Here is a 13,996-nt window from a genome sequence, read left to right on the forward strand (position 1 = left end):
CCGCCGAATGTTTCGAACACCTTCACCTCGTCAACTCGTTTGCGCAGTTATATAACCTGTTTCCGTCCCGCTCCCGAGTTCTGGCGCTTGTAAATCTTTATGCCAACCTCTGCCCTGCCTTTCCTTCTTGAGTAAAAGGTAATGAAAAACTTTCAGAAAACATAATTACATCTTATTCATTTTCATGTCTCAATGCAACAGATTTTTACAAACAAGCAGACCTGTTTTGAAAAAATGATGAAAATCCCCTTCCCGGCAACTGCTCCGAAAAGGGGAGCTTCCTCAGGACCTACACTAACTGCTCTTGAATGACTTTGGCGATATCGTTGACGTAAGCTTCGACCTGCGCTTTATCGGGCCCTTCGGCCATAACGCGGATCAACGACTCTGTCCCGGATGGGCGAACGAGCACGCGGCCGTTGTCGCCCAGCTCGTCTTCCACTTTACGGATCGCCTGATCGATGATCGCGTTGTTTTTCAGCTTGCTTTTATCCGCTACCCGGACGTTAACCAGAATTTGCGGATATTTGCGCATAATCGTTTTCAATTCGCTAAGCTTTTGCCCCGACTGCACGATCGTATCCATCAATTGAAGCGCAGTAAGAATGCCGTCACCGGTCGAAATATAATCAAGGAAAATTACATGGCCGGACTGCTCGCCGCCGAGATTGTACCCGCCTTTGCGCATCTCTTCCATCACGTATCTGTCGCCGACCGCAGTCTGCTTCGCCGTCAGACCGAGCTTCTCAACGCCTTTAAAAAAGCCGATGTTCGCCATGACCGTCGTAACGATCGTGCTGTTGTTCAGCTTGCCGGCGCGGTTCAACGCATCGCCGCAAATGCTGAGAATATAGTCGCCGTCCACTTCGGCGCCCGTTTCATCGATCGCGATCAGGCGATCCGCATCGCCGTCGAAAGCCAAACCGATGGCGGCGCCGTGTTTTACAACTTCCTCTTTCAACTGCTCAGGGTGCGTGGACCCGCAATGATCGTTGATGTTCTTGCCGTTCGGAGCCGCGCCGATGGTCACAACTTCCGCTCCGAGGTCGCGGAACACTTTGGGAGCCAATTCAAAAGCAGAACCGTTCGCGCAATCCAATACAACTTTGAACCCTTTGAACGTGCTGGAAACCGTCGATTTCAAAAACTCCAGGTAAGCAAATTTCGCTTCCATATCGTCCGTAACCGTTCCGATTTCTCCGCCTACCGGTCTTGGCAGCTCATCTGTTCCGGCATCGATCAATTGTTCGATCTCCTGCTCGGTTTCATCCAACAGCTTAAAGCCGTCACCGCCAAAAAACTTGATTCCGTTATCCTCAACCGGATTATGCGAAGCGGAGATCATGACGCCCGCATCCGCGCCCAGCTTCTTGGTCAAATAAGCGACCGCAGGGGTGCTTACAATGCCGATTCGTATGACTTGAACGCCGATGGAAAGCAGCCCTGCGACGAGCGCGGCTTCCAGCATCGGACCCGAAATACGGGTGTCTCTGCCGATGACCACCTTCGGATGCTGAGCTTGACGCGTCAGCACATAGCCGCCGCAGCGGCCGATTTTATAAGCTAATTCCGGCGTCAATTCCTGGTTAGCTACACCGCGGACACCGTCTGTACCAAAATATTTCCCCATGAAATGTTTTCCCCTCTTCATCTGCGAGCATTATGGATTTGTTGTTGTTTTAGGCGGCGTTTTTTCACTAATTTCGACAGTCGCCTTAATATCTTGCGGAGCACCCTTCTTCACAAAGGTCGGAAGGTTGAGCGATACGTTCAGCTCATGCTTTCCAGGCGGCAAATTGCTGACATCGACAATCGCCTGAATATCCTGGGTCTTGATCAGATCGATAATGGCGGGAGCCCCTTCCACCGTCAATTCGATTTGCCCTGGTTCCGGTACGACCACCTTCGTATTGTAATTCTCGTTTTGGCCGATGATGGTCAACGGTATGTTCGATATCGGTTTCGTAACCGACGGTACAATCTCTACATGCACCGTTACTTTAGCCGGGTCTACCTGAGTTACTTTATTCCTGAGCGGGATATCAAGTGAATATTCTTTGGTCTCATTCATATCCTGCACACTGAATTGCGGTCCCTGGTAGAACTCAAGGTGGTCGACGACGTCCTGCGAGCCATAAATGGTTACCTTATCCGGCGTCTGCGTGATCGAGGCGATGGCGAAGCCTTTGGCAGGCTCTCCGCTTGCCTTCAACTGCAGAGGAACCGTCTGGAACGGGCTCGTAATCGGTATCTCCACATCGACGACCGGCGGATTCATGTCAACCGCAGCTTCCTTGCCCTCCTTGTCAAAAGCCTGCAACCTGACCTGCTTCGTAACCGCAGATTGGGCCTTATCCACGGAAACGTCGCCGCGGACATTCTCGATCTGCTCCAGCTTGCTCGTCGGCGCGGTAATGTAGACTTTGTTGGGCTTCACAATCGGCTGCCCCGCTTTGAGCCCCGAAGCCGGCGTGCCTTTGACATTGATGACGACAGGAACTTCCTTCATTTGCTTCTCTTCTATGACGACGTTTACGGTCTTCGGAATGACTTCCACATCGACGTCCGAAGGAAATCCTATCGGCTTGAGCGCAAGATTGTGATCGCCGTCGCCAACCTGCGTAAGATCAAGCTCGATCTTGTAATTGTTGCTTGTCGTCACTTTCTTCACGGCGGCATCTTTGCCGCGCAGCACAACCTGCACGTTGGCCGGATCCATTTTTGAAATATAAAAATGACTTTCGTCGTATCTGGTCGTAATGGCGACGTTATTAATCGTTTCCTCCCGATCTCTGAGAAGCGACGTACCCGAAACATTCGTTTCTTCCGTATGTACAACGATCCATAGCAAAATCCCGATCAAGAGGGCGACTACGCGCACCACATTCGTATTCCGCAGCCACTTATCCATTCGAACGTCCCCTCCATTTCAAGAAAGGGTTTTTCTCTTTTGCCTTCGTCTTCGGCTTCAATTCCTCAAACAATTTGCTGATGAGCGATTCCTCTTTAATATCCCTCACGATATGGCCGTTCATCGTCAATGAAATTTGCCCGGTTTCCTCCGAAACGACGATGCACATGGCATCCGAAACCTCGCTCATGCCGATCGCCGCCCGATGCCGCGTTCCCAGCTCCTTGCTGATAAAAGGGTTCTCGGACAGCGGCAAATAACAGCCCGCGGCCATCAGCTGATTCTGGCGCAAAATGACTGCTCCGTCGTGAAGCGGCGTGTTCGGTATAAATATATTAATCAGCAGCTCCGCGCTGATTTTGCTTTCTATGGCAATGCCGGATTCGACGTAGTCCGTGAGTCCGGTCTCCTTTTCGAATACGATCAGGGCGCCGATCTTGCGTTTGGCCAAATATTGGGCGGCCCGAATCACTTCACCGATTCGCTTGTTGACGTCATCGTCCTCTTCGGACGAAGAGCGGCTGAACAGCTTGCCCCGGCCAAGCTGCTCCAGGGCGCGGCGAAGCTCCGGCTGAAATATAATAATAACGCCCAGTACCCCGAACGTAAAAGCTTGATTGACCATCCACTGCAGCGTGCTTAGCTTGAACCAGATGCTGATGGCCCAAGTGAAAACAATGACCAGAATGCCCTTCATCAACTGTATGGCCCTTGTCCCGCGAACGAGCAGTATGAGCTTATAAATCACATAGCTGACGATCAGGATATCGATAATATCCTTAATCGAGATGCCCGTGAGTAAATCCATCCATGATTCCCCCAACAACTGCGCACTTTTTCTCTCTATAAATAGATCATAACATAATATGAACCATTGATCTATCGACCTCTCCTTTCCTGACGTTCAAAATCCGGAAAAGGTTCAGAAAATGGAAAAAAACGCCTCCAATCCCGGTCGCGGCCGGAAAAGAAGACGCTTCTATTTCATTTGGAAAACATGTCTACAAATTCTCCGAGCTTATACCAGACCCAGCTCACAGCCTGATCTACGGTCGTCACCTGGCCAGCGATATGTGCGGTCGAAGCCAAATTCAGCGTACCGTCAATCACGGTCAAATTGCCGGCGACATCGCCTTCAACCTGCAGTTTCCCGCGCTGTACGACAAGATTTCCTTTGACGGTATGGCCTTGGGGCACGATCACCGTATCCCCCTGAATCACAACGTCCTCCAGATCGTTGCCTTTTACCATCATTTGCTGGTCTTCGTTCCACATCGACATGAAGCTTCCGAACATCACGGTAACAAAAACGACGGCAACGGACGCAGCCGGGTGCCGGCGAATCCATTTCACCCAAGGATTGCTTTTTTTCGCAGGCGGAAGTCCGTTCATAATCAGTGCGGTCAAGTGATCCGGCGCATGCAGTGCCGGCAGCGATTTGACAATCGCGTCCGTCCTCTCCAGCTCTTTGAATAACGCATGGCAAGCCGTGCAAGAGATCAAATGCTCTTTTAGCTCCAGTGCCTCCGATCCCTGTAAATCACCATCCAGATATTCATGCATGAGCGGGAGGGCTTCCTTGCAATTCATCATCAGCCACCCCTTTCTTTGCGTTTGCGTAATGTGGTATACCATACGTTTGAGCTCCGAATTTGTTTCACCATCTGAGCACGTTCCGTGCGGAAAATTGTTCATCCTGTTCCAATTTTTTACGCAAATATTCCCGGCCGCGGTGCACTCGGGTTTTGACCGTCGTAACCGGCATGTCCAGGACATCTCCGATTTCCTGAAGCGACATATCGTGAAGATACCTCAGGATCACCACCGATTTATATTTCTCCGGCAGCGTTTCGATCGCTTTGCGGACCTGCTCCTTCGTCTCGGAAACGATGACCTGCTTTTCAGGCGTTTCTTCATGACCGGGAAGCAGCGAGTAATAATCGGCGCCCTCCCCTTCAGGCATTTCCGCATCCAGGGAATACGTATTTTTCCTTCGCCGAAGCTTATCTATGCAAAGATTGGTACCAATCCGAAAAATCCACGTCGAAAACTTTTGATTCTCATCGTATTTATGCAAATTCGTGTATACCCGCAGAAACGTTTCCTGCACCGCATCCTCGGCTTCGTGCTTGTTGTTCAGCATCCGGTAAGCCAGGTGAAAGATCTTGTCTTTGTACAGGTCTACAAGCTCGGCAAAAGCCCCCCGATCTCCGTTCCTGGCCATCTTGGCCAATCGTGCTTCTACAAAATTCACTTTAGGCATCCTCCGGCTTCATCACAATTCGTTTCCCGTAAGAAATAAAACGCTGCAATCAGGATTTGTTTTCAGAAACGACTATTCCAACCAAGATAAGAACCATACCTACCCATTGAATTCCCGACACGTGCTCTCCAATAATCAAAAATGCGGCAATTACGGCAACAGGCAGCTCGATGGACCCAAGCATAGCCGCGAGAGCGCTCCCGATACGGGGAATTCCGATATTGAAAGCTATAGTCGGCACCACTTGCCCCAGGAAACCAAGCAGCAGCCCCCAAAGAATGAGGCTCCCTCCGTTCGCTGCGGCAAATACGGTAGGCGGATAAATGATATACATGACTGGAATAGCTGCTGTCAGCATCACGGCGGATTTCATCAGCGGCGGAAGGGAACTTTTGACTTGGCCCGTAAAAAAGAGGAATACGCTGTACGTTAAGGCCGACAACAGTCCGAAAACGAGCCCTTTCGCGCTAAACTGCCGCAGATCCGTTTCAAAAATATTGACCGAGAGCAAAGTGCCAAGGATGATTAAGACGATTGCAAGCGCTTCTGCTTTTCTGGGAAATCTGCGCTTCACCAGGCAATCCATGGTTATGGTTATCCAGGTAAACTGAAACAGAAGAATGATCGACAAAGAAGCGTTGAGTTCGGAAATCGCGATATTGTAACAAATAGTCGTTAACGCCAGGCCGAATATTCCAATCAAGCTTAGTTTTACCCATGGGCCTTTAAAAGGATTCATCCACGACGGCTTATGAAAAAGCACCAGAATCCATACGAATAACGTTCCCACCGTCATCTGCGCGGGAGTGATTTGCGAATCGCCAAAACCTTGCTCGTACGCCATTTTGATAAAAGAGGAGAGCAGTCCGTAGCTGGACGCTCCAATGATGACCAGAACTATAGCCAACCATCGCCCCATGCTGTGCATTCTCCTTATCCGCGGGCTGCTTGCGATAAGCACAGGAAAAGTCGAGACGCCCTTTCTGTCAAGGCTCCCGACTCCCTTTCCTGCTTTAACCTCACGCTGTATATGATGTGGCGCGATCAGCCCGTATTTCTAAGCCCTGCGGCAATTCCGTTAATCGTAAGCAGAACTTCTCTGAGAAGTTCGGAGTCATCTTCATTGCCTTCCTGCAGCGCGCGAAGCTCGGTCAGCAGCTCAACCTGCATATAGCTCAGCGGGTCTACGTACGGATTTCTCAGACGGATCGATTCCTGAATAACCGGAACGTTGTCCAAAATTTCATCCTGCCCGGTAATTTGCAAAATGAGGGAGGAGGTCAGCTCGTATTCCGCCTTGATCAGCCCGAAAATGCGCTCGGCGATCTCCGATTTTTTCACCATGCTGCCGTACTCTTTGGCGATAAGCAGATCCGCTTTTGCCAATGCCATTTGCAAATTATCGATCATGGAACGGAAGAATGACCATTCTTCGTACATTTCCTTGAGCGTATTCAAATTCTCGGCTTTTCCTTGATAAAAGCTTTGCAGACCTGTTCCCGCCGCATACCATGCCGGCAGCAAGTAACGGCTTTGCGTCCAAGCGAATACCCAAGGAATCGCCCGCAAATCTTCAAAACGGTCGCTATTTTTGCGCTTCGACGGACGGGAACCGATGTTCAGCTCGCCAATTTCCGGCAGCGGTGTCGATTCTTTAAAGAATGTCAGGAAATCTTCATCGCGGAAAATAAGATCCTGATATTTCGTTTGCGAACGCTCGGAAATACCTTTCATGATCGTTTCCCACTTGTCTTCCAGAGGGTGCCTTTGCGGCGAACGCGACAATTTGGATGCCGTAATCAACGCAAACGTCGCCTGCTCCAAACTGCGGTAAGCGATGCCCTGCAAGGAGTAGCGCGAAGACAATACCTCGCCTTGCTCGGTAATTTTGATGCCACCGCCCAGCGTTTCGACCGGCTGCGCCAAAATACTGCGGTTCAGCGGCATGCCTCCGCGCCCGAGCGCGCCGCCGCGGCCATGGAAAAACTTCAGCTTCACGCCGAATTTTTTCGCCGCTTCCGTAATGTCCTGCAGTGCCATGCGGAGCTCCCAGTTCGCTGTTATAACACCGCCGTCTTTGTTGCTGTCCGAGTAGCCGAGCATGATCTCATGAAGCTGGGTAACCGGGTCCAGACTCGCTTTATACGCCGGAATCGCCAGAAGCGTCGACATAATGTCCGGAGCGGCGTGCAAATCGTCGATCGTCTCGAACAACGGCACGGATTGCAGCGTACAAGTGACGGAACCGTCGCTTTCCTTCCGGTACAGTCCGGCTTCTTTCGCAAACACAAGCACTTCCAGAAGGTCGCTGGCGCCTTGCGTCATACTGATCAAATAGCTGGTAATGCAATTGCGGCCAAACTCTTTTTGCGCCTGCTGAACAGCCCTGTAGACGCTCAGACACTCTTCGGTGCCTTCGGAATAGTCAAGGTAATTCGAAGTGATCGGCCGAGGATCGTTCAAAATATCGCTCAGCAGCTTAATTTTCGCTTCCTCGTCAAGCTTGGAGTAATCAGCAACGATGCCCATTTTCGCCAAAATCTCCTTCATCGCCGATTCGTGCTCTTTGCTGTGCTGCCTGATATCGAGCGCAGCCAAATGGAAGCCGAACAGCTCGACCTGGCGGATGATTTTTTTGATGTATTTGTCCGCTACGTATACGGCAAAATGATTTCTCAGGCTTGCGTCAATAATCTTCAGGTCCTGAATGAATTCTTCAGGATTATTGTATTTATGAGAAGCCGGAACGTGCGCGATGCCGGCATGCTGGATTTTTTCAAGCATATAGGTCACTTTGATCCGGTACGGCTCTTTTTCATTGCGCCACACGTCCTGAATCTCGCCGAGCGCTTCCTTGTCCTCCTGGATGGAGGATATCAGCTCGTCGCTGACGCCCACTATATTTTTGCTGAAGCTCATGTGCTCCAAAGTTTCTTTTAACATTTCCGCGTACTTCTGCAGGGCCAGCTGGCGATGAAGCCCCAGCGTCTCCCAGGTCACGTCCGCAGTTACGGACGGGTTGCCGTCGCGGTCCCCGCCGATCCATGAACCAAATTTCAGGAAAGACGGCACGTGCCAGGTCTGCTCCGGATAATATTTGCCCAGGCAGCGCTCCAGCTCGTAGTAAACTTCAGGCAGCACGTCGAACAGCGTCTCATCAAAGAAATAAAGGCCATTGCGCACTTCATCGATAACCGTAGGCTTCCGGTCGCGAAGCTCGTCGGTCTGCCAAAGGTTCAGAACCTCGCCCAAAAGCTTCTCGCGGAGCTGCTCGCGCTCACGGTAAGTAAGCATCGGGTCGTCCAATTTCATCATGTCGTCGGAGATGCGAAGATTGATATCCAGCACGGCTCTGCGCATCGCCTCGGTAGGGTGGGCAGTCATCACGAGCTCCAGAGAAATCGATTGTAAAATTTCCTGAACCTCGTCGTAAGGAACGTGATTGTTTTTCAATTCTTGTACAATGCTTTCGATCGAACCCGGTTGAACCGAATCGCCCGATGAACGCTCGTAATCCCGTTTACGGCGAATACGATGGTTTTGCTCCGCAATGTTAACCAGTTGAAAATAAATGGCGAACGCCCGAATCACCTGATGGCGAATTTCCGGGGCTAACGAGCCGATCGTGTGCTTGAACTCCTGAAAAATTTCCGGCACAAAATGAGCCCTCAACGATTTGCTCATCTCCCGGATTTTCTCCACAACATCAAGCAGTTCGTGTCCGCCCTGATGCACCAATACTTCACCCAAAATATGCCCCAAGAAGCGTACATCTCTGCGCAGCAAATTGTTGGTCGACTGCTTCTGTAAGGTCATACCGCTCTCTGTCATACTCTCCACCTCATCTATCTGCTATGTTGCTCTAAAGCTTTAATCTATAAAAAACCATTACAGAATATTTTACCACAATCCTTTAGCTTCATATAGTGCCAAAATAAAAAAAGACCCAATTTAGGCGGTGGTAATTTATGTATAGTATGCTCCGTTGCGCATAGAGGTAATATGGAATATAACGCCATTTTACAAGCTTTTGGCACATCCTTGACCTGAACCCTGTATCCATCTTTAGAAGTACGCGGCATAGCGAAAATCAACCTCTCGGAGGACTTCATATGTGGCCTGAGCCGATATACTTGTGCTATAACAATCAAAGAGAGGCTGAGGCGAACCATGAATACGATGACAAGTTACTTGATCATCCTCGTTATTATTATACTTCTATCGATGAGGGAAAAGGAAGTGCGCCCTGCAACAATGTGGATTGTGCCGGCCCTTTTCATATGGCAAACCGTCCCGAATATCGCGCAGTCCGAGTTGACGCCGCTACGGCTGCTGCTTTATCTGATCTGCTTGATTTTCGGTCTGGTTGTCGGCTTTTGGAGAGGCAAGCTGGAAACAGTACGCGTAAACCCTGCATCCGGAAAAATTACTTCTCAGGGATCAGTCGCCGGAGTCGCCGTTTTTATGGGCATCATGCTGCTAAGAATGCTGGCCGGCTACTGGGGCAAAGAGCATGCGTTAATCTCGCTGACCACAGCACTGCTCCTTATTCCGCTCGGCACGATATGCGCCCGCCGGTATGTGATCTATTTGAAATACAAGCAAATATTGGGCCGACGATAAATAGCGGGCGACCGGATTGTACAGCGATGTATACTCCGGCCGCCTTGCCGCGTAAACCCGGATAATTGCGGAAAGGACCCCCTGTATGGATAAGACTTCCGTTCTGCTCGAAATATGTAAGCAAAAAGTATTTTCCCGGCCGGGTGCTATTGCGCTGAGCCTGCTTATCCTGTACACGCTGGTGCATACCATCAACCTCTCGTCCCTCGTTTCAATCGTGCTGGGGATTGTTTGGTGCCTCTCTTACGTAACTTTAGTGTGGCTGCCGAAACGGCTGCGAGCGAACCGCAGTATGGTCATCGCTCTCATTGCTCTCTGGATATTGACTGTTGTCGATTGGCTCTATTTTGATGCCGATCAGTCAGCCGTCACGTTAATTAGCTATCTCGTAGGCTATACGGCGTTATCCTTACCCGGTTCGGTGTCCGCTGCGATAATTGCGGGAATAATCGCAACCGATGCCCTCATTTTCTTTTATGTACGACAAAAGAGCTTTGACGATATCCTTGTCATCTCCGTCATTCATGCGGGATTATATGTACTGTTGTGGGGTGTACGATTGAAACGTGCCGCCAGAGAAATGAACGCGCGCCATTTTGAAGAGTTGAAAAAAGCCCATGCGCAATTAGCGGACGCCCACTTGGAGCTTCAACAAGCGCATAAAGACTTGGAAGAAGCCACCACACACGTGCTGCGTTATGCGGTCCTGGAGGAAAGGAATCGAATTGCCGTAGATATACACGACAGCATCGGGCACGGCTTAACTTCTGTAATCGTTCAACTGCAGGCTCTTCCTTACGTATTAAAATCGAATTCCGCCGAAGCCGACAACACCGTCCGCACCGTATTGGAAGTAGCCCGCCGCTGTCTGCAGGAAGTGCGTTCGGTCGTACACCAAATGGCCGTCGACGATGCGGACCTTGGTTTGGTAGCAATGAAAAGTTTGGTTAAACAAGTCCATGATCAAAGCGGCATTCAGATCGCTTTCTCCGTCAATGAACCCGTCAGCCAATGGAGAGTTGAAATCGCCGAATTGCTTTATCGTGTTCTCCAGGAGGCTCTGACCAACGTTATTCGTCATGCCAAAGCCTCGTATGTTAATATTCATCTGGGCGAGAACCATGGTGAAATCGCGATGACCGTCAGCGACAACGGGAACTATGACAGACCTGACCCGCCTTCGCCGGGATTCGGTCTTTCGGGAATTCAAGCGCGGTGCGAGAGAGCGGGCGGCAGTTTTCTGATACGTCCAAGGAAAACGCACGGGTTGGAATTGATTGTGACCGTTCCGCTGCATAGTGGTGTTCAAGTTCAACAAAGCTAAACATCTGGGAGTCAGATAGGATCTTATCGGACAAATTAGGAGGTTACCATGGAATCAACCACGATTCGGGTAGCGATTGCTGACGACCAGCCTTTAATCAGGCAAGGTCTTAGCTATATCATCAACGCTCAGGAAGACATGTGTGTGGTCGGCGACGCCGGCAGCGGACGCGAAGCCGTATCCCTGGCAAGCTGTACGAAGCCTCACGTTCTGCTAATGGACGTGCAGATGCCGGAATACAGCGGAATCGACGCAACACGCGAAATCGCAGCTTTAGAGCCCGACTGCAAAGTCGTCATTCTTACGACATTTGATTTTGAGAAATATGTATTCGACAGTATCCGCTCGGGAGCGGTTGGGTATTTGTTAAAAGACGCTGATCCCGCCGAACTGATCGATACCATACGATCCGCCTACCGAGGAGAAGCTATCTTTCGTACGGGGATAGCTGCCAAGGCCATCGCTCAAGCCGTACAAACCGCCATACCCTCTTATGCGAGCGGTGCAGCGGATATCCACATTACTGAGACCATTACCGATCGGGAAATGGAGGTTCTCCAGCAGATGGCCTACGGATTGCGAAACGAAGAAATCGCGGCCAAACTCCATATCAGCGAAAGCACGGTAAAAACCCACGTCCATCGAATCCTGCAAAAATTCGGCGTCGAAGACCGCACACAAGCGGTTGTATACGCGATTCGAAACCGGATAGTTTCGTAAAAAGCCCCGCGGAATATGCCCCCGCGGGCTTGTATGACTAGTAAGCAGTCAGATTTAAATCGGCGGATTAGCAGTAAACTCTGAAAACTATCGATCGATTATCCGCAATTCAAGACCTGACGCTATACTAGGTGCAAACGGCCAAGTCAATCGAGAGTGCCCTGCCTCACGCAGCCCACTTGCTAAAAGCTGATACAAAAACCGAAAGCGTCCAGACCGTTTGAAGCACTGGCATGCCAGGAGGCAGCGCATTTGCTTAGGCGCGGGGAAAAACCTGCAAAAGTGCAGCTTTTAGGTCGCTGAGACGCTTGTTAACGAAACATTCCTGCAAATGTGCAGTTTTTTTCGCGAATATTTGAGCTCAGACCCATTTGTGTCGGAATTCCTGCGCAATTGCAGGCTTTTTCCAAAAATAGACCACAAACGCAGAAAAAGCCTGCACTTTCGCAGGCTTTTCGGGTTACCAAGCTCTAGCACGCTTCACGAGTGGCTGCACCAACAATTAAGGTCCGCTCTGTCTGCCCCTACCCAAAGTGCCGTGACTTTTCAAGATTCTGAATTGTGCTTTAATCCCCTAACAATCTTGCCTCAAACGTCTTCCTGGAGATTTGCAGGTTATTTCCGCCCCGTATTTCCACCTTGGAAAAACTGTGTTATGACAAAAAACAAACTCCCTATGCTCAGCATAAGAAGTTTGTTTTGAAACTGTAAGCGGGTGATGGGAATCGAACCCACGCTACCAGCTTGGAAGGCTGGAGTTCTACCATTGAACTACACCCGCGCGTATCGGGACGACACGATTTGAACATGCGACCCCCTGCTCCCAAAGCAGGTGCTCTACCAAGCTGAGCTACGTCCCGATAGTATGAAGCTTAGTAAAGAAATGGCGTGCCCAGAGAGATTCGAACTCCCGACCTTTTGATTCGTAGTCAAACGCTCTATCCGGCTGAGCTATGGGCACTTAATGGAGCGGAAGACGGGATTCGAACCCGCGACCCTCGCCTTGGCAAGGCGATGCTCTACCCCTGAGCCACTTCCGCATGATGCGCGTAGAGGGACTTGAACCCCCACGGTCGCCCGCTAGATCCTAAGTCTAGTGCGTCTGCCAATTCCGCCATACGCGCATGGTGTTACTAAAATGGTGAGCCATGTAGGACTCGAACCTACGACACCCTGATTAAAAGTCAGGTGCTCTACCAACTGAGCTAATGGCTCAAGCTATAATTATGGGGTCCCCGCAAAGTAATCGGAATTCGCTTCAGAGCTTATCTTCACTTTGTGGGGTGTAATACTGGGGATCTAGGATTCGAACCTAGGCATGACGGAGTCAAAGTCCGTTGCCTTACCGCTTGGCTAATCCCCAATACTCACATGCCGTCGAGAGGACTTGAACCCCCAACCTACTGATTACAAGTCAGTTGCTCTACCAATTGAGCTACAACGGCATATTAGGTTGTTCATGGTGGAGGCTGACGGGATCGAACCGCCGACCCTCTGCTTGTAAGGCAGATGCTCTCCCAGCTGAGCTAAGCCTCCGTGGGATATCGGAATCCACTTCGCAAATTCCTTAGCAAAGTGAAATCTTATGACCCGTAGGGGATTCGAACCCCTGTTACCTCCGTGAAAGGGAGGTGTCTTAACCCCTTGACCAACGGGCCTTAATTCATGAAGCTTCCAACCGGAATCGAACCGGTGACCTCATCCTTACCATGGATGCACTCTACCGACTGAGCTATGGAAGCAAAGACTCCCCGAACAGGACTCGAACCTGTGACAACTCGATTAACAGTCGAGTGCTCTACCAACTGAGCTATCAGGGAACAGTGCTTGGCAACGATCTACTCTCCCAGAACCCTTCGGTTCAAGTACCATCGACGCTGGAGGGCTTAACGGTCGTGTTCGAGATGGGAACGCGTGGATCCCCTCCGCCATCATCACCAAACAGGATGTTTCTGCCAGGAAACATCAATCAAACTCCTCAGGCTGACTTGCACCCTGAAAACTAGATACGAAACTTGCGTAAAGTGCGAGTTAAATTGTATAGGTTAAGCCCTCGACCGATTAGTATTCGTCAGCTCCACACGTTGCCGCGCTTCCACCTCGAACCTATCTACCTCGTCGTCTACAAGGGGTCTTACATACTGGGAAATCTCAT

At 50.4% G+C, this 13,996-nt stretch carries 10 protein-coding genes, 12 tRNA genes and 2 rRNA genes; 3 read left to right on the plus strand and 21 right to left on the minus strand.

Features of this window, described 5'->3' with window-relative positions; genetic code table 11:
* Positions 1-289: 289 nt before the first annotated feature.
* From glmM to ppc, 7 genes are all read right to left on the minus strand, one after another.
* A complete protein-coding gene (gene glmM / locus AC3G2T_RS36115; RefSeq protein ID WP_474684855.1) occupies positions 290-1,630 on the minus strand; it encodes a phosphoglucosamine mutase in 1,341 nt (446 codons plus the stop codon).
* A 30-nt stretch (positions 1,631-1,660) separates the two neighbouring features.
* Positions 1,661-2,911, minus strand: coding sequence for a CdaR family protein (locus AC3G2T_RS36120; RefSeq protein WP_474684856.1), 1,251 nt, complete (start codon positions 2,909-2,911; stop codon positions 1,661-1,663).
* Entirely contained in the window at positions 2,904-3,719 is an 816-nt protein-coding gene (cdaA, locus tag AC3G2T_RS36125) for a diadenylate cyclase CdaA (RefSeq protein WP_474684857.1), read from the minus strand. The genes AC3G2T_RS36120 and cdaA overlap by 8 nt, the downstream gene beginning before the upstream one ends.
* Positions 3,720-3,895: 176 nt before the next feature.
* Positions 3,896-4,504, minus strand: coding sequence for a zf-HC2 domain-containing protein (locus AC3G2T_RS36130; protein WP_488438479.1), 609 nt, complete (start codon positions 4,502-4,504; stop codon positions 3,896-3,898).
* A 64-nt stretch (positions 4,505-4,568) separates the two neighbouring features.
* Positions 4,569-5,165 (minus strand): RNA polymerase sigma factor SigW, encoded by a 597-nt coding sequence (gene sigW / locus AC3G2T_RS36135; protein WP_488438480.1) that lies wholly within the window; start codon positions 5,163-5,165, stop codon positions 4,569-4,571.
* A 58-nt stretch (positions 5,166-5,223) separates the two neighbouring features.
* The gene (locus AC3G2T_RS36140) at positions 5,224-6,093 is read right to left on the minus strand and encodes an EamA family transporter (protein ID WP_474684860.1); all 870 of its coding nucleotides are present in this window, start codon (positions 6,091-6,093) and stop codon (positions 5,224-5,226) included.
* Between the two features lie 125 nt (positions 6,094-6,218).
* Complete coding sequence (ppc, locus tag AC3G2T_RS36145) at positions 6,219-9,005, minus strand: phosphoenolpyruvate carboxylase (protein WP_488438481.1); 2,787 nt, start codon at positions 9,003-9,005, stop codon at positions 6,219-6,221.
* Positions 9,006-9,344: 339 nt separating this feature from the next.
* Here ppc and AC3G2T_RS36150 point away from each other — a divergent pair, with 339 nt between their 5' ends.
* The 3 genes from AC3G2T_RS36150 (at position 9,345) to AC3G2T_RS36160 (ending at position 11,841) form a co-directional block, all read left to right on the plus strand.
* Positions 9,345-9,797, plus strand: coding sequence for a CcdC protein domain-containing protein (locus AC3G2T_RS36150; RefSeq protein ID WP_488438482.1), 453 nt, complete (start codon positions 9,345-9,347; stop codon positions 9,795-9,797).
* A gap of 85 nt (positions 9,798-9,882) precedes the next feature.
* Positions 9,883-11,121 (plus strand): sensor histidine kinase, encoded by a 1,239-nt coding sequence (locus AC3G2T_RS36155; RefSeq protein ID WP_488438483.1) that lies wholly within the window; start codon positions 9,883-9,885, stop codon positions 11,119-11,121.
* 48 nt (positions 11,122-11,169) lie between these two features.
* Entirely contained in the window at positions 11,170-11,841 is a 672-nt protein-coding gene (locus AC3G2T_RS36160) for a response regulator (protein ID WP_488438484.1), read from the plus strand.
* Positions 11,842-12,551: 710 nt separating this feature from the next.
* On the opposite strand, the gene AC3G2T_RS36165 is transcribed toward AC3G2T_RS36160, so the two are convergent.
* The 14 genes from AC3G2T_RS36165 to AC3G2T_RS36230 form a co-directional block, all read right to left on the minus strand.
* Positions 12,552-12,622, minus strand: a tRNA-Gly gene (locus tag AC3G2T_RS36165).
* A gap of 5 nt (positions 12,623-12,627) precedes the next feature.
* Positions 12,628-12,701, minus strand: a tRNA-Pro gene (locus tag AC3G2T_RS36170).
* Positions 12,702-12,725: 24 nt separating this feature from the next.
* Positions 12,726-12,802: transfer RNA gene (locus tag AC3G2T_RS36175), tRNA-Arg, on the minus strand.
* Positions 12,803-12,806: 4 nt separating this feature from the next.
* A tRNA-Gly gene (locus AC3G2T_RS36180) sits at positions 12,807-12,881 on the minus strand.
* Positions 12,882-12,885: 4 nt separating this feature from the next.
* Positions 12,886-12,965: transfer RNA gene (locus tag AC3G2T_RS36185), tRNA-Leu, on the minus strand.
* A gap of 15 nt (positions 12,966-12,980) precedes the next feature.
* Positions 12,981-13,056 (minus strand) — tRNA-Lys (locus tag AC3G2T_RS36190).
* Between the two features lie 76 nt (positions 13,057-13,132).
* Positions 13,133-13,204, minus strand: a tRNA-Gln gene (locus AC3G2T_RS36195).
* Positions 13,205-13,213: 9 nt separating this feature from the next.
* Positions 13,214-13,286, minus strand: a tRNA-Thr gene (locus tag AC3G2T_RS36200).
* Between the two features lie 15 nt (positions 13,287-13,301).
* Positions 13,302-13,377, minus strand: a tRNA-Val gene (locus tag AC3G2T_RS36205).
* Between the two features lie 50 nt (positions 13,378-13,427).
* Positions 13,428-13,499 (minus strand) — tRNA-Glu (locus AC3G2T_RS36210).
* Between the two features lie 11 nt (positions 13,500-13,510).
* A tRNA-Thr gene (locus AC3G2T_RS36215) sits at positions 13,511-13,583 on the minus strand.
* A gap of 5 nt (positions 13,584-13,588) precedes the next feature.
* A tRNA-Asn gene (locus AC3G2T_RS36220) sits at positions 13,589-13,661 on the minus strand.
* Between the two features lie 5 nt (positions 13,662-13,666).
* A 5S ribosomal RNA gene (rrf, locus tag AC3G2T_RS36225) occupies positions 13,667-13,783 on the minus strand.
* A gap of 99 nt (positions 13,784-13,882) precedes the next feature.
* A 23S ribosomal RNA gene (locus AC3G2T_RS36230) occupies positions 13,883-13,996 on the minus strand; the annotation flags it as partial.

It is taken from the genome of Paenibacillus sp. sgz302191 (assembly GCF_057749925.1).